Annotated in this window: 21 protein-coding genes and 1 other annotated feature; of the genes, 20 read left to right on the top strand and 1 reads right to left on the bottom strand. The window is 47.4% G+C overall.

The window, feature by feature from the left end; all coding sequences use genetic code 11:
• The first annotated feature begins 1 nt into the window (after nt 1).
• Entirely contained in the window at nt 2-883 is an 882-nt protein-coding gene (rsmI, locus tag ADA01nite_RS10190; protein ID WP_146809853.1) for a 16S rRNA (cytidine(1402)-2'-O)-methyltransferase, read from the top strand.
• 47 nt (nt 884-930) lie between these two features.
• On the opposite strand, the gene ADA01nite_RS10185 is transcribed toward rsmI, so the two are convergent.
• A complete protein-coding gene (locus ADA01nite_RS10185; protein ID WP_146809852.1) occupies nt 931-1,182 on the bottom strand; it encodes an AbrB/MazE/SpoVT family DNA-binding domain-containing protein in 252 nt (83 codons plus the stop codon).
• Between the two features lie 452 nt (nt 1,183-1,634).
• Nucleotides 1,635-1,880 (top strand) — a binding site (T-box leader).
• A gap of 53 nt (nt 1,881-1,933) precedes the next feature.
• Here ADA01nite_RS10185 and metG point away from each other — a divergent pair.
• The 19 genes from metG to ADA01nite_RS10090 all read left to right on the top strand — a co-directional run bounded on the left by metG (nt 1,934) and on the right by ADA01nite_RS10090 (nt 21,019).
• Nucleotides 1,934-3,922 (top strand): methionine--tRNA ligase, encoded by a 1,989-nt coding sequence (metG, locus tag ADA01nite_RS10180; protein ID WP_146809868.1) that lies wholly within the window; start codon nt 1,934-1,936, stop codon nt 3,920-3,922.
• A 32-nt stretch (nt 3,923-3,954) separates the two neighbouring features.
• Nucleotides 3,955-4,728 carry a TatD family hydrolase gene (locus ADA01nite_RS10175; protein WP_146809851.1) on the top strand — a complete coding sequence of 258 codons (774 nt, stop codon included), beginning with the start codon at nt 3,955-3,957 and terminating at the stop codon, nt 4,726-4,728.
• A gap of 178 nt (nt 4,729-4,906) precedes the next feature.
• Nucleotides 4,907-5,995, top strand: coding sequence for a resuscitation-promoting factor (locus tag ADA01nite_RS10170; protein WP_146809850.1), 1,089 nt, complete (start codon nt 4,907-4,909; stop codon nt 5,993-5,995).
• 65 nt (nt 5,996-6,060) lie between these two features.
• Nucleotides 6,061-6,612: a ribonuclease M5 gene (gene rnmV / locus ADA01nite_RS10165; protein WP_174760603.1), complete on the top strand. Its 552-nt coding sequence runs from the start codon at nt 6,061-6,063 to the stop codon at nt 6,610-6,612.
• Entirely contained in the window at nt 6,609-7,487 is an 879-nt protein-coding gene (gene rsmA / locus ADA01nite_RS10160) for a 16S rRNA (adenine(1518)-N(6)/adenine(1519)-N(6))-dimethyltransferase RsmA (protein WP_146809848.1), read from the top strand. Before rnmV ends, rsmA begins: the two co-directional genes overlap by 4 nt.
• A gap of 145 nt (nt 7,488-7,632) precedes the next feature.
• A complete protein-coding gene (yabG, locus tag ADA01nite_RS10155; RefSeq protein ID WP_246147290.1) occupies nt 7,633-8,502 on the top strand; it encodes a sporulation peptidase YabG in 870 nt (289 codons plus the stop codon).
• 260 nt (nt 8,503-8,762) lie between these two features.
• Nucleotides 8,763-9,032 (top strand): biofilm formation stimulator Veg, encoded by a 270-nt coding sequence (veg, locus tag ADA01nite_RS10150; protein ID WP_146809846.1) that lies wholly within the window; start codon nt 8,763-8,765, stop codon nt 9,030-9,032.
• 84 nt (nt 9,033-9,116) lie between these two features.
• The gene (locus ADA01nite_RS10145) at nt 9,117-9,302 is read left to right on the top strand and encodes a small, acid-soluble spore protein, alpha/beta type (RefSeq protein ID WP_146809845.1); all 186 of its coding nucleotides are present in this window, start codon (nt 9,117-9,119) and stop codon (nt 9,300-9,302) included.
• A gap of 165 nt (nt 9,303-9,467) precedes the next feature.
• Nucleotides 9,468-10,343 carry a 4-(cytidine 5'-diphospho)-2-C-methyl-D-erythritol kinase gene (ispE, locus tag ADA01nite_RS10140; protein ID WP_443092715.1) on the top strand — a complete coding sequence of 292 codons (876 nt, stop codon included), beginning with the start codon at nt 9,468-9,470 and terminating at the stop codon, nt 10,341-10,343.
• 74 nt (nt 10,344-10,417) lie between these two features.
• Nucleotides 10,418-11,245, top strand: coding sequence for a pur operon repressor (purR, locus tag ADA01nite_RS10135; protein WP_146809843.1), 828 nt, complete (start codon nt 10,418-10,420; stop codon nt 11,243-11,245).
• Nucleotides 11,246-11,261: 16 nt separating this feature from the next.
• Entirely contained in the window at nt 11,262-11,633 is a 372-nt protein-coding gene (locus ADA01nite_RS10130) for a RidA family protein (RefSeq protein WP_146809842.1), read from the top strand.
• Between the two features lie 142 nt (nt 11,634-11,775).
• Entirely contained in the window at nt 11,776-12,072 is a 297-nt protein-coding gene (spoVG, locus tag ADA01nite_RS10125) for a septation regulator SpoVG (RefSeq protein WP_146809841.1), read from the top strand.
• Nucleotides 12,073-12,311: 239 nt separating this feature from the next.
• Nucleotides 12,312-13,676 (top strand): bifunctional UDP-N-acetylglucosamine diphosphorylase/glucosamine-1-phosphate N-acetyltransferase GlmU, encoded by a 1,365-nt coding sequence (gene glmU / locus ADA01nite_RS10120; protein ID WP_146809840.1) that lies wholly within the window; start codon nt 12,312-12,314, stop codon nt 13,674-13,676.
• 35 nt (nt 13,677-13,711) lie between these two features.
• Complete coding sequence (locus ADA01nite_RS10115; RefSeq protein WP_146809839.1) at nt 13,712-14,662, top strand: ribose-phosphate diphosphokinase; 951 nt, start codon at nt 13,712-13,714, stop codon at nt 14,660-14,662.
• Between the two features lie 92 nt (nt 14,663-14,754).
• On the top strand, nt 14,755-15,414 hold the full coding sequence (locus tag ADA01nite_RS10110; protein WP_146809838.1) for a 50S ribosomal protein L25/general stress protein Ctc: 660 nt from the start codon (nt 14,755-14,757) through the stop codon (nt 15,412-15,414).
• An 80-nt stretch (nt 15,415-15,494) separates the two neighbouring features.
• Entirely contained in the window at nt 15,495-16,055 is a 561-nt protein-coding gene (pth, locus tag ADA01nite_RS10105) for an aminoacyl-tRNA hydrolase (protein ID WP_146809837.1), read from the top strand.
• A gap of 71 nt (nt 16,056-16,126) precedes the next feature.
• A complete protein-coding gene (locus ADA01nite_RS10100) occupies nt 16,127-16,348 on the top strand; it encodes an anti-sigma-F factor Fin (RefSeq protein WP_146809836.1) in 222 nt (73 codons plus the stop codon).
• An 80-nt stretch (nt 16,349-16,428) separates the two neighbouring features.
• Nucleotides 16,429-19,986: a transcription-repair coupling factor gene (mfd, locus tag ADA01nite_RS10095; protein ID WP_146809835.1), complete on the top strand. Its 3,558-nt coding sequence runs from the start codon at nt 16,429-16,431 to the stop codon at nt 19,984-19,986.
• On the top strand, nt 19,973-21,019 hold the full coding sequence (locus ADA01nite_RS10090; protein ID WP_146809834.1) for a peptidylprolyl isomerase: 1,047 nt from the start codon (nt 19,973-19,975) through the stop codon (nt 21,017-21,019). Before mfd ends, ADA01nite_RS10090 begins: the two co-directional genes overlap by 14 nt.
• Nucleotides 21,020-21,485 lie beyond the last annotated feature (466 nt).

The raw sequence follows: 21,485 nt of genomic DNA, 5'->3' as shown, positions 1-21,485 counted from the left end.
TATGTTTATTCAGAAAAGCTTTGTTTCCGGGGAAGAGGGGGGCAAGCTGTATCTTGTTGCAACGCCGATTGGCAATCTGGACGATATGACAGTCCGGGCCATTCGTACGCTGCAGGAAGTAGATATCATTGCCGCCGAGGATACACGGCAGACGCGTAAGCTGCTGACCCACTTTCAGATTGAGACAAGGCTAATCAGCTACCATGAGCATAATAAAACCGCGAGTGGACCGGAGATTATTCGGTTATTAAAGGAAGGAAAGTCGGTGGCGCTGGTTAGCGATGCGGGTCTTCCTGCCATCTCGGACCCCGGACAGGAACTGGTGCGTGATGCTGCTGAAGAATCTATACCAATCATCCCGATACCCGGCGCTAACGCAGGGCTTTCGGCTTTGATTGTTTCCGGTCTGCCAACGGATCGGTTCGTTTTTCGCGGGTTCCTGCCCCGTGACAAAAAAGAGAGGCGTGAAGAGCTTGACCGCCTGCGTCCGTATCCTGAAACGCTTATTTTTTACGAATCTCCACACCGAATTGCCAGGACGCTACAGGAAATACAGGAAGTGTTGGGTGACAGGAAAGTGGCATTGGGAAGAGAGTTGACCAAGCGCTACGAAGAATTCATTCGAGGAAATATCAGCGATGTACGGGATTTCTTAGAAGGGCAGGCAGAAATACGGGGTGAATTTACCCTGATTGTCGAAGGAAATACAGGGGAAGGAGAAACCGAAGCGGAGAGCTGGTGGCAGGGTCTGGACATTACTGCTCACGTAAATGTTCATATAGAGAAGGGATTAAACAAAAAAGAAGCGCTAAAACAAACTGCGGAAGAGCGCGGGCTTCCAAAGCGGGAAGTGTACAACGAATATCATCAGCACGACAAATAAGTTTCCCCGGTCCCCCGGGGAAACTTATTTGTTTGTATATAGTGCTATTACGCTTTTTGCGTAACAGGCATTTCGGACAGGCAAGGTCCACAGATAATTTTACCTTTGTATGTTACAGTATCTTCTGTGCTGCCGCAGAAGATGCATGCAGGTTCGTATTTCTTCAGCATGATGCGCTCGCCATCAACGTAAATTTCCAACGCGTCTTTTTCCCCGATTCCTAATGTGCGACGGAGTTCAATTGGAATAACGACGCGACCTAATTCATCTACTTTTCTTACGATGCCGGTTGATTTCATGTGTATAATGTCTCCTCTCGTATTTGATCAAATTCAATATATCTTATCGCCAAAATTCGACAAATCTTTCTTTAACACTATCCTAGCAGGATTTTATCTAGAGGTCAACCATTTACTGGGATTATATCATAAAAAAATCTCATTATCTGTAAGAAAAATACTAAAAAAGGTAAAAAAATGTTCTATATGTAATATATATCAAAAACATATAACAATATAAAATTTTTTACTTACTACAAAATTGAACTTTTTTCTTATATTCGTTCAAAAATATCATACTCTTTCTCTTTTCTTCCTCGATTTTTTCGACAAAAACACGGATGATAACGCAGTTTATTCGACAAAATAGTAAAATAAAGGGATTAAAAACGTGAAAAAATGCCGACTTGACGGAATCGCATAAGTAAGGTATAGAATAAGAAGGAAAAGGTTATGATTGTAAATAAATGAAGATAGGAACGATGAAGGGAAGAGTAGTCACGTGCGCTTTTCGCAGAGAGCCGGAGTGGGTGGAAACCGGTAAAAGGAGCGGGACGAAGATGGCCCCGGAGTTTCTGCTTTTGAGCGGGCTTCTTGCGCGTTAGAGAGCGGCGTTTCCCTCGTTACGGGAGTAGAGCCTGTCTGTTTGCGGCCTTTTTTAAGCGAAGGAAGAACGGCAGGGAATTTGGGTGGTACCACGGGAGCTTCTCGTCCCATTTTGGGATGGAGAGCTTTTTTTATTTTTATGACATTTTTTGGTGAAAGGATGAGTATGTTGAGCAAGCCAACCTATTACATTACATCGCCCATTTATTATCCGAGCAATGCGCTCCATATTGGAAATGCGTACACAACCATTGCCTGTGACGCGCTGGCTCGCTATAAGCGTCTGCGCGGATACGATGTGTTCTATCTGACGGGAACGGACGAGCATGGCCAGAAGCTTCAGCAGAGAGCAGCGGAAGAAGGCAAGCAACCTCTTGAATTCATTGATCCGGTCGTCGATTGGATTAAAGACCTGTGGACGCGCCTTGATATCTCATATGATGATTTCATTCGTACGACACAGCAGCGGCACAAAGATGCGGTACAAAAAATCTTTCAAAAACTTGTCGACAAGGGCGACATCTACCTTGGGGAATATGAGGGCTACTATTGTGTCCCTTGTGAAGCGTTCTGGACAGAATACCAGTCGAAAAAAGACGGCGAACATATCTGCCCGGATTGTGGGCGCCCCGTGTCTCTCGTTAAGGAGAAGAGCTATTTCTTCCGCATGTCCAAATACCAGGATCGTCTTATGAAGCATATTGAAGAGAATCCGGAATTCATTCAGCCGGCGTCACGCCGCAATGAGATGGTGAACAACTTTCTGAAGCCGGGTCTGGAAGATTTGAGCGTCTCCAGAACATCGTTCGACTGGGGTATCAAGCTACCGAATGATCCGGAGCACGTTATTTATGTCTGGCTTGACGCGCTGGCGAATTATATCACAGCGCTTGGTTATATGAGTGATGACGAGTCGAAATTCAACCGCTACTGGCCGGCCGATGTGCATATGATCGGTAAAGACATTCTGCGTTTCCATACGATTTACTGGCCGATTATCCTGATGGCGCTTGATCTGCCGCTGCCGAAGAAAGTATTCGGCCACGGTTGGCTGTTGATGCCGGATGGAAAAATGTCGAAATCAAAAGGAAACGTCATCGATCCAAAATTCTTAATTGAGCGTTACGGATCCGATTCTATCCGTTATTTCCTGCTGCGTGAAATTGCCTTTGGACAAGACGGGGTCTTTACGCCGGAAGCGTTTATCCAGCGCTTGAATTTCGATCTGGCTAATGACCTCGGCAACCTGGTCAGCCGTACGGTTGCCATGATCGAGAAGTATTTTGACGGAGTCATTCCGGCACCTACTGCCCCTGATGCGCTGGACGAAACACTGCGGGATCTGGCCCGTAAAGCTGTGGCCGGTCTCGAAGAAAATATGGACGAAATGCGATTCGGCGGCGCGCTGAACAGCCTGTGGGAACTGGTCAGCCGCACGAATAAATATATCGACGAGACAATGCCGTGGGTACTGGCGAAAGACGAGGCTAACAAAGAACGTCTTGGTACAGTTATATACAATCTGGCGGAAAGTATTCGTATCGTCTCGATCGGACTTCAACCGTTCATGACGCATACGCCGCGCAAAATTTGGACACAGTTAGGTATTACGGAAAGTGAAGACCTGACAAGCTGGGATGCGGCAAAAGAGTGGGGGAAACTCCCGGCCGGAACAAAAGTGAACCGCGGTGATGCGCTGTTCCCGCGCCTTGAACTGGAAAAGGAGATCGCGGTAATTGACGAAACGACCGCGGCGGCCCGCAAACAGGCGGAAGAGAACAAAAAGAAGAAAGAGCAGGCGGAGGCAAAAGTGGAAGAAAAGCAGGATACAGCGGAGATTGCCATCGATGATTTTATGAAAGTAGAATTGCGCGTGGCGCAGGTCATCGAAGCAGAGAAGATTCCGAAGGCTGACAAGCTGTTGAAGCTGCAGCTTGACCTGGGATTCGAAAAGCGCCAGGTCGTATCCGGCATCGCCAAGCATTATAGCCCGGAAGAGCTCGTTGGCAAGAAAGTGATCTGTGTTACCAATCTGAAACCGGTGAAACTGCGCGGTGAGCTGTCGAACGGTATGATCCTGGCCGCGTCCGAAGGAGATACGCTCACGCTCGCGACCGTACCTGATCACATGCCAAACGGCGCGATTGTAAAGTAAGCGCCGGATTTGTATTAAGAAAGGAGTTTATCATGCTTTTTGATACACATGCCCATCTAAACGACGAGAAATTCGACGAAGATAGGGAAGCGACAATCGCCCGGGCACAGGAAAACGGCATTTCTTATATTTGCAACATCGGATACAATCGGGAGACGATCGAAACGTCGCTTGAGTTGACCCGGAAATACGATTTCATCTACACGGCCATTGGCTGGCATCCGCAGGATGCCAGGACAATGACCGATGAAGATCTGGAATGGATCGAGAGGCTGGCCATGGAAGAAGAAAAAGTGGTCGCCATCGGGGAAATTGGGCTGGATTACTACTGGGATACATCGCCGAAGGATGTGCAGCAGGAGGTATTCCGCAAGCAGATTCGGCTGGCGAAAAAGCTTGCACTTCCCATCATTATTCACGACCGGGAAGCGCATCAGGATATCATTGATATTCTCCGCGAGGAAAAAGCCCAAGAAGTCGGGGGTATTATGCATTGCTTCTCCGGCAGCCCGGAAATGGCCCGGCAATGCATCGACATGAACTTCTATATCTCACTGGGCGGTCCGGTAACATTCAAAAATGCCAGGAAGCCGAAGGAAGTGGCTGAGATGGTTCCACTTGATCGGCTTTTAATTGAAACGGATTGTCCGTACCTGACCCCGGAACCGTACCGTGGAAAGCGAAACGAGAGCGGATATGTTCGTTATGTTGCCGAAAAAATTGCCGAAATAAAAAATATTTCTTTCGAAGAATTAGCCCAAATTACGACGGAAAACGCTAAAAAAATATTCCAAATAAAGGAATAAAACGACTATTGTAGAGATTTTCTGCCTCAGTCGTACCAACGGTTGAAGGGTATTGCCGAGACTATATTCCTATTGCAAATGTGCGAAACTTGTAGAAGTGCTTGTAAAAAACTGGTTTGACAAGTTTTGAAGGAATCGTCTACAATGACTTTCAACCGTTGAAGGAGGCAGATAGACTTTGAAACAAAATCATATTCAGTCGGGTTTTTGGAAGGGTCGTAGCTGGATTCTTCTAACCGCTGTTGCGATCCTTGTTCTCTTAAGTCTTGCGCTTTTGGTTAATTCATTGCAAACAAAGAAGATTACTTTCATAAATGACGGCAGAGCAATGGCCGTAACCACAAAAGCGGAAACGCTGGGAGAATTCTTGGCCGAGAAAGGGATAAAGCTGGGGAAATTCGACGAATTGAATTTCGGATTAGAGACAGCATTGGCAGATGGTATGAAGGTGAACTACATACCGGGGAGAAAGGTAAACATAAACATAGCCGGTCAGAAAAAGCAGATTATGACGGCAAAACGTCAGGTGAAAGATATCCTGGCAGAGCAAAATATTGTGCTTGGACCGATGGACAAAGTTGATCCAGCGCTCAATCAGACCGTAAAAGAAAATCAAACGGTGACGGTCACAAGAATCGCTAAGAAAACAGTGAACAAAGAGAAAACGGTAGCCTTCAATACAAAAGAGCGCAAAGACAGCACGATGCTGCAAGGGCAGCAGAAGGTTATCCAGCAGGGCCAGAAAGGAAAAGTTCTGGAACGGTATGAGGTTGTCTATATCAATGGCAAGCCTGCATCAAAGAAGCTCGTCGACACCAAGAAGCTACGGGATTGGAAAGATCACATCGTAGCGGTTGGAACGGCGCGAATGACGGCTGTATCGCGGAGCGCAGACTCTACCGGGCGCGCATCGAGAGTCGCGAAAGTGGAAGGGGATATAAATGCCCGCAAGACGCTTCGTGTAAAAATGACGGCTTACTCGCCTCACGCGGCATCGACCGGGAAGAATCCGGGAGATGAAGGGTATGCGGTTACAGCGTCAGGAGCTACTGCGAAAGAGGGAAGAACCATTGCAGTAGACCCGAGTGTCGTACCCCTCGGCTGGTGGGTTTATATTGAAGGGTACGGTTTTCGTAAGGCCGAAGATACCGGCGGCGCCATTAAGGGCAACCGGATGGATTTATTCTTTGCATCGGAGCGGGAAGCACAGAACTTTGGCGTTCAGACTAAAACGGTGCATGTTATCGGCCCAAATAAACCAAATTAATGGTATGATACAAGCAGGGAAACTATTTCCCTGTCTTTTTTCTTTGAAATGAGGAAGCAAGCGTGATGATTAAAGAAGTCATTGTTGTAGAAGGAAAGTCAGATACAGTCGCGATTAAGCGGGCGGTAGATGCGGATACGATTGAAACCGGCGGCTCGGCCATTCCGAAATGGGTGATTGACCGCATCCGGCGGGCGCAGGAAAAACGTGGCGTCATTGTATTTACTGATCCCGATTTCCAGGGGGAGCGCATCCGGAAGATTATTAGCCGGGCTGTTCCCGGCTGCAAGCATGCGTTTATAAAGAAAGAGGATAGCCAGGGGAAACGCAATCTGGGCGTAGAATACGCATCGCCGGAAGCGATCCGCAAAGCGCTCGCGGAGGTTCGCACCGAGTCGGAATCGCCGGATGAGCAAATTACGATGGATGATATGATTGACGCCGGCCTCGTCGGCGGCGCGCAGGCCAAAGAACGGCGGACACTGCTGGGCGGGAAGCTTGGCATCGGCTATGCTAACGCCAAGCAGTTGCATAAGCGAATGATGATACTTCAGATTACGCGGGAGGAATTCGCCGAGGCGCTTGCCTGGGTTCTGGCGCAGGAGGAAGAAAGATGACGATGCGCGATATTGCAACACCGACAAGGACAAAGGAAATTCTTAAGAAATACGGATTTTCGTTTAAGAAAAGCCTGGGACAAAACTTCTTGATTGATTTAAATATCCTGGGCAAAATCGTGGATGCCGCCGAACTGACGAAAGAGAAAGGCGTTATTGAAATCGGACCCGGCATCGGGGCGCTGACCGAACAGCTATCGCGAAGAGCAGGCAAGGTGGTCGCCATTGAAATCGACCAGCGTCTGCTTCCGATTCTGGCAGATACGCTGTCTTCTTATCCGCACACGGAAGTCGTTCATGGTGATGTGCTGGAGATGGATTTGCATACACTGATCCGGGATAGGTTCAACGATCAGGAAAAGATCAGCGTTGTGGCAAACCTTCCCTACTACGTGACCAGCGCGATTCTGATGAAGCTGTTGGAGGAACGCCTGCCGCTTGAAAACATTGTGGTCATGATTCAGAAGGAAGTGGCCGAGCGTATCGCTTCCGGTCCGGGAGGCAAAGAATATGGAGCGTTAAGCGTACTTGCGCAATTTTATGCGGAAGCGGAAGTCGTTACAATCGTGCCGCACAGCGTATTTATTCCGCAGCCGAACGTCGATTCCGCGGTGCTTCGTCTTCGTATTCGAAACAAGCCGGCTGTCGACGTAGACAGTGAAGAAATATTTTATCGGGTAGTGAAAGCCAGCTTCGCACAGCGCCGCAAGACGTTGTCCAATAATCTGTTGAATAATTTGTTCGGCAAAGAGCGAAAAGAAGAGATGCTGCAAATTTTCGCGAAAGCGGGCATTGACCCGGCAAGACGCGGGGAGACCCTATCGCTTGAGGAATTTGCCCGGCTAAGCAATCGCATATCCCAGATTTTTGGATGAAAAATGGGGATAAGAAGTTGGAGAGAAGAGTGGTCGTCCCTTTGATAATTTAATTGCAAGATTTTTTCTTCTTCCTTCTTATTTCCGCCAGGCTGAACCCCTTTTTCCCGGCAAGCATATCATGTCAGGGGAAGGGGGGATTTTTGTGTTTACAAACCCGAAATTCAAGTTGGGTGATATCGTAACCCGGAAGTCACACGGCTATGATATGCTGTTTCAAATTATTGAGATTGATGAAGAACACAAAACAGCGGCACTTATTGGGCTGGACTACCGGTTGATAGCTGATGCGCCGCTCAGTGATTTGGTTAAAGTTAACGAGGATGAGATGAAGAAGATGCGAAGCGTCTGCGAGCAAAAACATATAGAAGCTATGCGGCTCATTCAGCAGGAACGACGATCAGCCCGGGAAAAAAATGCATGGTATCAGATTAACCATACGGAAGAGGTAGGAGGTTCTTTCGATTGGCCGGGCAAAGTGCTGCATATGGACGGGGATCGGAATTATCTGAAGAAATGTCTTGCTGTTTATCAGGAGTTGAAAGTGCCGACTATCGGTTATCATTTTCCTGAGAAAGAATTTCCGGAACAGCTCATACCTCTTCTGGAAAAACACAATCCGGATATTCTTGTGTTGACCGGGCATGATGCCTTGCAAAGCAAACGGGGGCCGGCAGACGATTTGAATAGTTACCGTCACTCCAAGTATTTTGTCCAGGCGGTGGAGAAAGCGCGCGCGTTTCAACAGAGTAAAGACAGCTTGATTATTTTCGCGGGAGCCTGCCAGTCTCATTTTGAAGCGATTTTGGGTGCAGGCGCCAATTTTGCCAGTTCACCTAAACGGATTAACATTCACACGCTGGACCCGGTATACATAGCCCAGAAAGTGGCGTATACCTCGATCCAGCAGTCCGTTAATATATTGGATATGATGAAGAACACGATTACCGGCATCGACGGTTTGGGAGGGCTGGAAACAAAAGGATGCTTTCGCTTCGGGATTCCGAAACCGTAAATTTTACTCAGGCATATAACCAGGAAGTGACCGGGAAGGATAGATAGGGCCAGCCTTTATGACATAATGCCGAAAGGGCTGGCTTATAATAATCAGAAGCATAGAATACAACTTTTTTCTTAATTTTCGATTTTTCAGATTTATTAGCGTTTTCCCGGCAAAAATGTGTTGACATTTTTCGTTAATTATTGCTATAATAATCGATTTGTTTGACATACTATAAAAATGGTGATATATTTACATATAGTGAGGTGGTCTGAATGGCGAGAAATACGTTACACGATATAAAACGTAATTTGGATGGGCATATCGGCGAGCGGATTTTACTCCGGGCGAACGGTGGCCGGCGCAAGACCATAGAGAGGACGGGAGTTCTGGAAGAAACTTACCCGTCTGTATTTATTGTAAAGCTCGATGAGGACAAGCATTCCTTCGAGCGAGTGTCGTACAGCTATGCAGATGTACTTACAGAGACAGTAGAACTCACAATTTGCCGCGATGATGAATATATTCGCATTGCCTTTGAATAGCAGTAGGATACCATATCCTGCTGTTTTTTATTTGACTTTTTTACATATACTATGCGTACGGGAATGATAAAGGGGGCTGTATATATGGCACGCAGACGAGGCGTTATGTCGGACAAGTTCAAATATGAACTGGCGAAAGACCTTGGATTTTACGAAACTGTGCAGCGTGAAGGCTGGGGAGGCATCACTACCCGCGATGCAGGGAACATGGTGAAGCGCGCTATCCAGCTAGCTGAAGAAGCACTTGCAAAACAGAATCCCGCAAAGTAACCTTTTCCCGGTAAGGGCCAGGCAATCCGCCTGGCCTTTGTGTTTTTTCAGTTTCTATGCTGAAGGGCAGGGAGGACGTCTGAGTCTTATATCCCTTTTCCTTCATTTTCTTATGAATTAATGCTAAAATAAGCAAAGCATAAAATGGAAGGGAAGAAGGAATTGGTGAACGACGCTTGCCTTATGGTCAAGGCTCCGGCAAAAATTAACTTGACGCTAGATGTTTTGGCGAAACGGCCAGATGGCTATCATGAAATTGAAATGGTAATGACAACAATTGATCTGGCGGATAGACTAACCATATATCGGCGGTCAGAAGATAAGATCACGCTGGATTGTACGGTGAGCTATCTTCCGCTTGATCAGAGAAACCACGTATACCAGGCGGCCCGTCTTGTTAAAGAGCGTTACGGCGTTACAGAAGGTGTACACATCCACATCGATAAACAGATTCCTATTGCGGCCGGTCTGGCGGGAGGAAGCAGTGATGCGGCGGCGACAATTAAAGGGTTAAACCGGTTGTGGAATCTGGGTATGAGTGTGGAGGAGATGGCTGAATTAGGTTCGCAGGTTGGCTCAGACGTCTCTTTTTGCGTGTATGGTGGAACGGCGCTGGCGCGCGGACGCGGCGAGAAAATTGAACGTATTCCCACTCCTCCGCCGTGCTGGGTAATTCTGGCGAAGCCCCCTATCGGCGTATCGACGAGCGAGGTGTATGGTGCGTTGCGTATTGATGATCTGAACGAAGGGCGAAAATCGGCTGAAATGGTAGAAGCTATTCGTCAGGGTGATTTTGCCGGTGTATGCCGTGCGCTAGGAAATCATCTGGAGTCAGTGACACTGGATATGCACCCGCAGGTACGTCAGATTAAGGAAAGAATGCTGCGATTTGGCGCTGATGGTGTTTTAATGTCAGGCAGTGGACCGACTGTTTTCGCGCTGACAGAACGTGAATCGAGAATGAACAGAATTTATAATGGCTTACGCGGTTTCTGCAAGGAAGTATACGCCGTACGTATCCTTGGGGAAAATAATCGGTAGCACTTGCGTAAATCCGTACATAAGTGGTATATTCACTTCATAATATTCGGTTTTTTAATTATGGAGGAACATAGATGAAAAAGTTACGGAGAAGTGCCCGTCTTGTAGATATGACGCAGCATCTGCTTGCGCGTCCTCACAAGCTCATGCCGCTCACTTTTTTTGCTGATCAATATGGCGCGGCGAAGTCCTCGATTAGTGAAGACTTATCCATTATTAAGGAATTGTTTGAATCTGAAGGGGTTGGCCTGCTTAAGACGGTAGCAGGCGCGGCTGGCGGTGTGAAATATATTCCGTTGACGAATCATGAAGAGGCACGGACGGGCCTTAAGCGTCTGTGCCAGACGCTGGAAAGCTCTAGCCGATTGCTTCCAGGGGGCTATCTTTATATGGCCGATTTGCTTGGAGACCCGGAAGCGCTATCTGAAATTGGAAAAATATTCGCCACGGTATTTGCCGAGGCGGAAGCGGATTATGTAATGACGGTAGAGACGAAAGGCATTCCGCTTGCCTATGCAACGGCGCACTATTTGAATGTTCCGGTCGTGATTGTGCGCCGCTACAGCAAAGTAACGGACGGCTCTGTCGTAAGCATTAACTATGTATCCGGCTCAAGTAAACGTATCCAGACTATGTCGCTGGCGCGCCGCAGTTTACCTGAGAATTCCAAGGTATTGATTATCGATGACTTTATGAAAGCCGGCGGTACTGTGCGAGGCATGATCGATTTACTGGAGGAATTTAAAGCGGAGGTAGTCGGCGTTGGCGTATTTATGGAGACGGCTAATATAGAAGAGCGTCTTGTGGACGAATATGTTTCTCTGCTCCGTGTAACAGAAGTGGATATGCGTGATAAAGAAATCCGCCTTGAACTAGGCAATTATTTCAAAGAAAATGAATAACATGGAGGGATTTTGTATGGAACAGATTTCTACCAATCAGGCTCCGGCTGCCATCGGCCCTTATTCGCAAGCCATCAAAGTCGGCAACTTTCTCTATACATCCGGTCAAATTCCATTGACGCCTGAAGGGGAGCTTGTGACAGGCGATATTGTGGCACAGACGAATCAAGTATTCGCCAACCTGAAAGCCGTTCTGGCCGCGGCGGGTGCAACGCTGAATAACGTGGTAAAAGTAACGGTATTTGTAAAAGACATCAACGATTTTGCTGTGATTAATGAAATCTATGGAGAACATTTCGGCGAACATCGTCCGGCCCGTTCCCTGGTGGAAGTGGCGCGGCTGCCGAAAGATGTCTCTTTGGAAATCGAATTAGTTGCTGTGCTGTAATATTAATAATATGTCAATAGGGTAAAATGCCAAAATTGAGAAAAAGCAAAAAATTTTTTTCGAAGAGAGGAAGGATTTTTTCCGCCTTTGTTGAATTACAGTTATCAAGCTTCTGATAATTGGAAAAAGGTGGTGAGCAGACATGGAAGTAACGGACGTAAGACTCCGCCGTGTAAACACTGATGGCCGCATGAAAGCGATTTGCTCGATTACGATTGATAACGAATTCGTAGTGCATGACATTCGTGTCATCGACGGCAACAACGGTATGTTTGTTGCAATGCCGAGCAAGCGTACTCCAGAAGGAGAATTCCGCGACATCGCACATCCTATCTCTTCGTCTACTCGCGAGAAGATTCAAGCCGCTGTTCTGGCTGAATACGAACGTGTAGGAGAAACAGAAACAACCGAAGAAGAACTGGTGGAAGAGGGAGCTTAATTCTCAGTTGCATCAATCAAAGGGGCCTTTAGTAGAGGGGGGCCTCTTTTCTTTTGGAAGTTTGAGAGAATGGGGACAAGAAGTAACGAAGAAAAAAGATATAGTTTTCTAGATATACTCTTTTCGTTGATTTGCAGAAAAAGGATGCGGTCTTTTTGCATCTCTTTCGCGACGTATCTTGAAATAGCAAGACAATTAAGATATAGTCATTGTGGAACTTATCGAAGTGGGAGGATACCATGTCAGATAAATTTGCGGTTGTATTGGCTGCAGGCCAGGGAACACGAATGAAATCGAAGTTATACAAAGTACTGCATCCCGTTTGCGGTAAACCGATGGTTCAACATGTCGTCGACAGCCTGAAAGAATTGCAGATGGATGGCATCGTTGTTGTTGTCGGCCATGGAGCGGACAAGGTGAAAGAGCAACTGGGCAGCGGTGTCGAGTATGCAATGCAGGAAGAACAATTGGGAACTGCACACGCGGTCATGCAGGTAGCTCCGATTTTGAAAGGGAAAAAAGGAACGACACTCGTTCTGTCAGGCGATGAGCCACTAATTAGTTCTGAAACGTTGAAAGCGCTGATGGCGCATCATGAGGCCAATCAGGCGGCAGCAACCATTCTGACCCGCATCATGGACAACCCGACCGGATACGGCCGGATTATCCGAGGCGAAGATGGCGGAGTAGAGCGCATTGTCGAACAGAAAGACGCAACCGAAGAAGAACAGCGTGTCCAAGAGATCAACACAGGTACATACTGTTTCGATAATGAAAAGCTGTTCGCTGCATTGGAGAAAGTGGATAATAATAATGCGCAGGGTGAGTATTATCTCCCGGATGTAATTGAGATTTTTAAAAGCCAGGGAGAACGAATCGAGGCATCCATAACAGAAGAAATTACCATTGGTGTTAATGATCGAGTAGCGCTGGCCAAAGCTGAAGCGATGATGAGAGAGCGCATTCTTACCAAACATATGAAAGAAGGCGTTACCATTATCGATCCGTCCAATACGTACATCGAAGCCGATGTGGTCATTGGCCGGGATTCGATTATTTACCCGGGTACGTTGATTGGTGCAGGAACCACGATTGGCGAAGACTGCATTATCGGTCCGCACACTCAACTGAAAAATTGCCGGGTGGGCGACCGAGTGGAGATTAAACAGTCGGTACTGATGGATAGCCGAATCGACAGCGATGCCACCGTGGGACCGTTTGCGTACATTCGCCCGAATTCTCATATCGGAGAAGGTGTGAAAGTGGGCGATTTTGTCGAGATTAAGAATACTTCACTGGGCAAAGGAAGCAAAGTATCGCACCTGACGTATCTTGGCGACGCGGAAGTGGGCGCGGATGTGAATGTCGGCTGCGGTACGGTGACAGTAAACTATGATGGTGTGAATAAGCACAAAACGGTAATTAAAGATCATTCTTTCATAGGCTGCAACGCGAATCTTGTAGCTCCGGTAACCGTAGGGGAAGGCGCTTATGTAGCCGCAGGATCTACGATAACGGACGATGTGCCGGATGGAGCGCTGGCAATCGCCCGCGAGCGTCAGACAAATAAAGAAGATTACGCGAAAAAAATTATAAAGAAATAATAAGTATTCAAAGGTATGGAGGTTTAACATCAGTCATGGCGAATTATCGCGACCCGAAATTGAAAGTCTTTACTTGTAATGCAAACCCGGCTTTAGCGAAAGAAATTGTAGATCACATCGGTCTTCCGATGGGAAATGCACAAGTTGTACATTTCAGCGATGGGGAAGTTCAGATTAAATTAAACGAAAGCGTACGTGGTGCCGATGTGTTCGTTATTCAATCCACCAGCGCACCTGTAAACGAACATCTGATGGAACTGCTGGTTATGGTGGATGCGCTGAAGCGCGCTTCCGCGAAGAGCATTAATGTAGTGATTCCTTATTACGGCTACGCTCGCCAGGACCGTAAAGCACGGGCCCGTGATCCGATTACGGCGAAGCTGGTTGCCAATTTGATTGAAACAGCCGGGGCGCATCGCGTCATTACCATGGACCTCCATGCTACGCAAATTCAAGGATTTTTCGATATTCCGGTGGATCACCTGCTCGGTGTACCGATTCTCGGCAAGCATTTCGCTGAGAAAGAGCTCGAAGATGTTGTCGTCGTTTCTCCGGATCATGGCGGGGTAACGCGTGCAAGAAAGCTGGCTGAACGTTTAGAAGCGCCGATTGCGATCATTGATAAACGTCGTCCGGAGCCAAATGTAGCGGAAGTCATGAACATTGTCGGTAACATTGAAGGGCGTACCGCTATCATTATCGACGACATTATCGATACGGCAGGTACGATTACGCTGGCGGCGAACGCGCTGATGGAAGCGGGCGCTAAAGCGGTGTATGCTTGCTGTACACATCCGGTACTGTCCGGCCCGGCCATCGAGCGTATCGAGAATTCGAGCATCAAAGAACTGATTGTAACAAATACCATTCCGCTTGGACCTGAGAAGCAAAGCAGCAAAATTAAGGCGTTGTCTGTAGCGCCGATTATCGGGGAAGCGATTATTCGCGTACATGAAGAATTGTCTGTAAGTAAGCTGTTTGACTAAATTTCGCTTGGTTTGTGATTGACTCTCCGCTAGATTGGGTAAAGTAAATAATGATTTTCTTACGAACCTTATAGCAGGAGGGGAATTTTATTATGGCAATGGAATTACAAGCGCAAAAACGACAGGTGGGGCCGCGTTCGGCGCTAACGGAGCTGCGAAACAAAGGAAAAATTCCCGCCGTTGTATACGGAACCGATGTAGAAAGTGAACCGATTGCGATTGAAGAAAGTCAATTTCACCAGCTTGTGAATCAGCAAGGTTTGAACCGTGTAGTTAAACTGAACGTAGACGGGAAATCTCTGAATGTCATGATTAAGGATGTGCAGAGCGACCCGATTAGGAATAAGGTGCTGCACCTGGACTTCAGCAAGATCAATATGAATGAAAAAACCGATACCAGCGTGTCCATCGTACTGGAAGGGGAAGCGGAAGGCGTGAAGGATGGTGGTGTGCTTCAGCATACGATGCGTGAGCTGAACATCAGATGTCTGCCGGGCGAAATCCCGGACAATGTTACGTACAACATTGAGAAACTGACGGTTGGTGATACGGTAACGGTTGCCGACTTAACGGTGCCAAATGGCGTCGAAATATTGGATGCACCTGAATCAGTTGTCTTGACTATTGTACCGCCGCAAGCTGAGCCGGTAGAAGAAGAAACGACTGTGGGGGAAGCTGAGGAAACGGATGCAGAAGCGGGCGATGAAGAGAACGGTTCCGGTGATGCAGTGCCGAATAAAGGTCAGGAATAATGTGTTGAACGAGTCTATCGTTCAAAAAGCGTAACCGCACGGTTGCGCTTTTTCAGTGTATACAATAAGGAGAGACAACTATGAAAGTAATTGTGGGGTTGGGTAATCCGGGCAAGCAATATGAAATGACACGGCATAATGTCGGATTTTGGGCCATCGACCGCCTTGCGGATGAATGGAATATTGCGTTGACCCAGGGGAAATTTAAGGGGCTTATCGGTGAAGGAAGGGCTGGCACGGAGAAAGTACTGCTTGTGAAGCCGATGACGTATATGAATCTGTCCGGTGAATGCGTCGGGCCTTTGCTTCATTTCTATAAGCTAGATCCGGAAGAAGATTTGTTGGTAATCTATGACGATCTTGATTTACCGTGCGGGAAAATTCGTCTGCGGATGAAAGGAAGTTCCGGCGGTCATAACGGCATGAAATCTTTAATTGCCCATCTGGGCACGGAAGAATTCAAGCGGATTAAAGTCGGTATTGGGCGCCCTGCGCCGGGTCGAAAAGTAGTCGATCATGTGCTTTCGACGTTCCCGCCTGAGGAATTAGCCGATGTACAGGAAGCTGTCAAGCGTTCAGTAGAAGCCGCCAAAGCGTGGATGGAAATTTCTTTTTTGCGTGTTATGAATCAATTTAACTAGCTTTCGTATGTCACGTCCGCCTTCTGGGAAGAATAAGGTATGAGAATAACATATTACCGGGAGGCATAAATATGGCGATACGATATATCTGTCCGCATTGCGGAACGCTGCATGCGGCGATTGACCATCCCGAAGCGACGGAAGAGAAGCTGGGGTTTCATTTCTTGACCCAGGAAGAGAGGAAACATATAATTAGCTATGAAGCAAACGGGGACATGGTGGCAAACATAACATGTGAATATTGTAGTGAAGCCATTCACCGTTATCCTGAGCTTACGTATCCTTTACAATAAGGTAGCATACAGGCCTTGGCTTTTTGCTAAGGCTTATTTTTGCATTTGTGGACGCAATCGCAAGAGAGGAGGAAGAGTGATTGCAGGGTTTGGTAGAGAGGTTTAAACGCGACGGCGAGTTTGAAGCGATCGTTGACAGTTATAGACGGGGCCTGCGCGAGCAACTGGCATCCGGATTAAGCAATTCCGCCCGGCAGCTATTCTATGCTGCGTTGTATCAGACGATGGAGCGTCCTCTTGTTATTGTGACGCATAACATGTTCCAGGCCCAGAAGGTATATGACGACATGAATCAACTGTTGCCGGCGGATGAAGTTTGGCTGTATCCCGCCAATGAGATGGTCATTTCGGAAATATCCATTTCCAGCCCTGAGACGCTTAGTCAGCGCATCGAGGTATTGAACGCGCTTTCTGAAGGTAAAAAAGGAGTGCTTATTGTGCCTTATGCCGGTGTCCGCCGTTCTGTCGTGCCGGTAGAAGAGTGGAAGAGGGTACAATATCCGATTTCTGTGGGCGGCGAAATTCAATTGGAAGACTTCCTCGAAAAAATGATAGCCCTTGGCTACGAGCGTGTTGAAATGGTAGAAACACGCGGTGAAATTAGTGTACGCGGTGGTATCATTGATATTTTTCCTGTTTACATGACGCATCCCGTACGGATTGAATTGTTCGACACCGAGGTTGATTCTATCCGGACATTCGATATTTCCAATCAGCGGTCTATCGAGAATTTGCAAGGGATTATAATTGGTCCTACAAGGGAAGTATTCGGAAGCAAAGAAGTCTTTGTCCAGGCCGCGGAGAGGCTGGAACAACATATGAACGCGACCCTTCCGAAAGTCAAAATGACACAGGTCAAGGAATTGATTGTTGAGAAAGTCGGTTGGGAGATTGAACAGCTGCGTCAGGGCCATTCGTTTACCGGAATCTATAAATATATTTCTTTCTTATATGATACACGGCAGACGTTAATAGATTATATGGGGCAAACACCGCTTGTTGTTATCGATGAACCGTCCCGTATCGTGGAAGCGGCGGCGCAGTTGGAGAAAGATGAGGCAGAATGGCAAACGGCATTGATGCAGGAAGGGGAGTTTCTTCCGGATATCGCATTGTCCCATCCATTGGAGGATATTATTGCACCGAAAAAATGGCCGGTGCTGCACAGTTCTTTATTCCTGCGCCAGGTACCGAAAACCAATCCGCAGAACATCGTGAACTTTAACTGTAAAACGATGCAGAATTTTCACGGACAGATGAACGTGCTTAAAACAGAGATGGAGCGTTGGAGAAAATCGAACGCAACGGTGGTGTTCTGTGCGGCGGACGAAGAGCGGGCGCGGCGTCTGGAACGGGTTTTCCATGATTACAATATCGAAGCCGATATCATTCTCTCGCCTGATAAGGCGCTGGGGAGCAAGCGTCCGGTTATTACGATTGGCAATCTGCAAAGCGGCTTCGAGATGCCGCTGCAGCATCTTGTCGTTATAACTGAAAGCGAAGTATTTACACAGAAACAGCGGAAAGCGACCAAGACAAGGAAAAACCTCAGCAACGCAGAGCGCATTAAGAGCTACACCGATTTGCAAGTGGGCGATTATGTCGTGCACGTAAACCATGGTATCGGTAAATATCTGGGTATAGAAACGCTCGAGATTAACGGTATCCATAAAGATTATTTGCATGTCAAATACGCGGGAAATGACAAATTATATGTGCCGATCGAGCAGATCGATCAGGTACAGAAATACGTTGGAAGCGAGGAGAAAGAGCCGAAAGTATATAAGCTGGGTGGAACGGACTGGAAGAAGGTCAAGAATAAGGTACGGGCTTCCGTCCAGGATATTGCACAGGATTTGATTCGCCTGTATGCGGAACGCCAGCAGACCAGAGGGTATGCGTTCAGCAAAGACAGTGAAGAAATGCGGGAGTTCGAGGCGATGTTCCCGTACGAAGAGACAGACGATCAACTGCGAGCTATCAGAGAAATCAAGGAAGACATGGAGAAATCCCGACCGATGGATCGCCTATTATGCGGCGATGTTGGTTACGGGAAAACCGAAGTGGCCATTCGAGCCGCATTCAAGGCGGTAATGGATAGCAAACAGGTAGCGGTTCTTGTGCCGACGACGATTCTGGCGCAGCAGCACTACGAGACATTCCGTGAACGGTTTGCGGATTACCCGGTCAATATCTCGGTCATCAGCCGATTCCGGAGTCGAAAAGAGCAAACCCAGACGATCAAAGGAATTAAAGACGGTACAATCGATATTATCATTGGAACGCATCGCTTGCTTTCTAAAGATGTTGTTTTTAAAGATTTGGGGTTGCTTATTGTCGATGAAGAGCAGCGTTTCGGTGTAACGCATAAAGAAAAGCTAAAGCGATTGAAGACAAACGTGGACGTTCTAACATTGACAGCGACGCCGATTCCGCGTACACTGCACATGTCGATGCTTGGCGTGCGCGATCTTTCCGTTATCGAGACACCGCCGGAGAACCGTTTCCCTGTCCAGACCTATGTTATGGAGTACAGTGCCGGACTGGTGCGGGAAGCGATCGAGCGCGAATTAGCGAGAGAAGGTCAGGTATACTTTCTGTACAATCAGGTACAGGGAATTGATCAGATGGCTGATCAGATCCGTATGCTTGTACCGGATGCCCGCGTGGTGGTGGCGCATGGTCAGATGAATGAAACCGAGCTTGAATCCGTCATGCTCAGCTTCCTGGAAGGAGAAGCGGATGTGCTGGTCAGCACGACGATTATCGAGACAGGTGTAGACATTCCGAACGTGAATACTTTAATTGTTACGAATGCCGATCGGATGGGTCTATCCCAGTTGTATCAGCTGCGCGGTCGGGTCGGAAGGTCGAATCGGATTGCGTATGCTTACTTTACGTATCAGCGGGATAAAGTGCTGACTGAAGTCGCAGAGAAGCGCCTGCAGGCGATTAAAGAGTTCACCGAACTCGGCTCTGGATTCAAAATTGCAATGCGCGATCTATCGATCCGCGGCGCAGGAAACCTGCTTGGTGCAGAGCAGCACGGTTTTATTGCATCGGTCGGCTTTGACCTCTACAGCCAGATGCTGAAAGATGCGATCGAAGAGCTGAAGGGCGAGCCGCAGAAGGAAGAAGAAGTGCATCCGGAAATCAATTTGACTATCGATGCGTTTATTCCATCTGATTATATTCAGGATGGAAAACAAAAGATTGAGATGTACAAGAAGTTTGCTGCTGTGTCCTCTTTTGAAGAGATTGAAGATTTAACGGAAGAGTTGTTAGACCGCTTCGGTGAGATTCCGCAGAGCGTAAGCAACTTGTTGCTTGTTTCCCGTCTGCGTGTGTATGCAAGTAAACACAGGATCGTAGAAATTGTGCAGAAACCGGATATGATTCAGTTGGTCTTCCACGAAGACCAGAGCGCTAAAGTCGATTGGGGCGATTTGTATGAAATCAAAGGGCCTCTTCTGCGGCGCATTACACCTTCACGGCAGGGGCAGCAGGTAGTTGTCGGGATTAAGATAAAAGGATTGAAACCTGAGGAGAGCATTGAGCTTGTCGAGAGTTTCCTCACTCAATTCGATGAACTGAAAAAGAACAAAGAAGGCGAGGAAGCAACTGATGTGGCAAATTAAGAAATACGGGCGGTTTGCGCTGCTCTGTGTTCTTATCTTTGTCGTCCTGCTTGCGGGATGCGGAAAGAACGAGCCGATAGTAGCTAAATATGACGACGGCAAGGAAATTACGGAGCCGGAATTCAAGAATTATACGGAAGTTATAAAAGCGATCGAGCCGAGCATGGCCCAGGCGGTTGACTCGGGAGACAAGGAAGCATTGACATCGGTGCTTCATTACATGGTGATGACCAAGCATGTGACCGCGCAGGTAGAAGAAACAGATGAGATGAAGAAAGAAGCGGAGAAAAACTTCAAGCAATTTGAGGATTTTACCAAGCAGCAGCTGGGTCAGGACGAGAAGCTCACCCAGTTTTATGCGGATCGTAAAGTAACGGAAGGCGAGATGAAGGATTTCTTCCTTGATCAAGTGAAAATGATTTCGTATTTCTCCAAAGATGTTAAGGAAGAAGACAAGAAGAAAGAATATGAACAGGCCAAGAAGGAAGGTTATCTGACACAGATCGATGTGCGCCATATCCTGATTGGCACAGAGAAGCGTTCGAAACAGGAAGCGAAAAAGAAAGCCGACGAGTTGGTAAAACAACTGCGGAACGGTGCGGATTTCGCTAAGCTGGCAAAAGAAAATACGGACGATCCAGGCACCAAAGAAACAGGCGGATTGTATCAGCTTCCTTCTTCGGATGGCCTGACTATCGGAGGGATGGTAGAGCCGTTTAAGAAGGCGGCGTTGACGCTTCCTCTAAACAAAATCAGCGACCCGGTTGAAACCGAGTTTGGCTACCACATTATGCGTGTCGAGAAGCGTAAAGAACAATCGTATGATGAAGTAAAAAAAGACATCACGAATATGCTGGCACAGCAGAAGGAACAAGAGTTTTTCACAAGCAAAGTAAAAGGCATTATTAAGGAAGAAAAGATTCCGGCCGACATGATTAAAGAGCAGCCGCAGCAACCTGCACCGGGTACTCAGGCTCCGACAAATCCTGCACCTGGTCATTCTGGCGGCGGACAGCAGCCAAGCGGCCAATAACAATAAAAAGGAGTTCCCCGCTTTCAAAGTGTGGGACTCTTTTTTATGGTATAGGAAAGTATATGTCGCTTTACAGTGCTAAAGCGACATATACTTTCCCTCCATTGTAATCGAGGAAAAACTCGCGAGGCGTGTGCCGACCGTTGCTTTTTCCGTGTGGAGCGTGTGGCCTGAAGGGAGGGAAAGACCGGCAATTGTCTCCCTCTTCGAGGTACCCGGATGTTTTGCCGGTCCGACCGAAGGGCCACAAAGCGGCCGCTTGTCTTCTGTGTGGAAAAAGGACGAGCAGCAACGCCCGCGAGTTTTTCTTATTTGATTTGTGAATAGCCATATAAAACATGCAAAGATTATACACACAAGAATTTTTACCCGTCAAAAAGTTTGCATTGGTGGAAAGAGGGATGGTGAATATTCTCCATGCAGGAGATAAATACTACAAACAAGCTAATGATAAGTTGCAGTCATT

Origin of the sequence: Aneurinibacillus danicus (genome assembly GCF_007991215.1) — a bacterium.
In the GTDB taxonomy this organism is placed as follows: domain Bacteria; phylum Bacillota; class Bacilli; order Aneurinibacillales; family Aneurinibacillaceae; genus Aneurinibacillus; species Aneurinibacillus danicus.
The sequence above is the reverse complement of the archived record's forward strand: the minus strand, read 5'-3'. Positions and strand labels throughout refer to the sequence as shown.

Bases quoted from the DNA above. Each gene is read 5' to 3' on its own strand.
- rsmI (WP_146809853.1), top strand. From the start codon at position 2: ATGTTTATTCAGAAAAGCTTTGTTTCCGGGGAAGAGGGGGGCAAGCTG.
- ADA01nite_RS10185 (WP_146809852.1), bottom strand. From the start codon at position 1,182: ATGAAATCAACCGGCATCGTAAGAAAAGTAGATGAATTAGGTCGCGTC.
- metG (WP_146809868.1), top strand. From the start codon at position 1,934: ATGTTGAGCAAGCCAACCTATTACATTACATCGCCCATTTATTATCCG.
- ADA01nite_RS10175 (WP_146809851.1), top strand. From the start codon at position 3,955: ATGCTTTTTGATACACATGCCCATCTAAACGACGAGAAATTCGACGAA.
- rnmV (WP_174760603.1), top strand. From the start codon at position 6,061: ATGATTAAAGAAGTCATTGTTGTAGAAGGAAAGTCAGATACAGTCGCG.
- rsmA (WP_146809848.1), top strand. From the start codon at position 6,609: ATGACGATGCGCGATATTGCAACACCGACAAGGACAAAGGAAATTCTT.
- veg (WP_146809846.1), top strand. From the start codon at position 8,763: ATGGCGAGAAATACGTTACACGATATAAAACGTAATTTGGATGGGCAT.
- ADA01nite_RS10145 (WP_146809845.1), top strand. From the start codon at position 9,117: ATGGCACGCAGACGAGGCGTTATGTCGGACAAGTTCAAATATGAACTG.
- purR (WP_146809843.1), top strand. From the start codon at position 10,418: ATGAAAAAGTTACGGAGAAGTGCCCGTCTTGTAGATATGACGCAGCAT.
- ADA01nite_RS10130 (WP_146809842.1), top strand. From the start codon at position 11,262: ATGGAACAGATTTCTACCAATCAGGCTCCGGCTGCCATCGGCCCTTAT.
- spoVG (WP_146809841.1), top strand. From the start codon at position 11,776: ATGGAAGTAACGGACGTAAGACTCCGCCGTGTAAACACTGATGGCCGC.
- glmU (WP_146809840.1), top strand. From the start codon at position 12,312: ATGTCAGATAAATTTGCGGTTGTATTGGCTGCAGGCCAGGGAACACGA.
- ADA01nite_RS10115 (WP_146809839.1), top strand. From the start codon at position 13,712: ATGGCGAATTATCGCGACCCGAAATTGAAAGTCTTTACTTGTAATGCA.
- ADA01nite_RS10110 (WP_146809838.1), top strand. From the start codon at position 14,755: ATGGCAATGGAATTACAAGCGCAAAAACGACAGGTGGGGCCGCGTTCG.
- pth (WP_146809837.1), top strand. From the start codon at position 15,495: ATGAAAGTAATTGTGGGGTTGGGTAATCCGGGCAAGCAATATGAAATG.
- ADA01nite_RS10100 (WP_146809836.1), top strand. From the start codon at position 16,127: ATGGCGATACGATATATCTGTCCGCATTGCGGAACGCTGCATGCGGCG.
- ADA01nite_RS10090 (WP_146809834.1), top strand. From the start codon at position 19,973: ATGTGGCAAATTAAGAAATACGGGCGGTTTGCGCTGCTCTGTGTTCTT.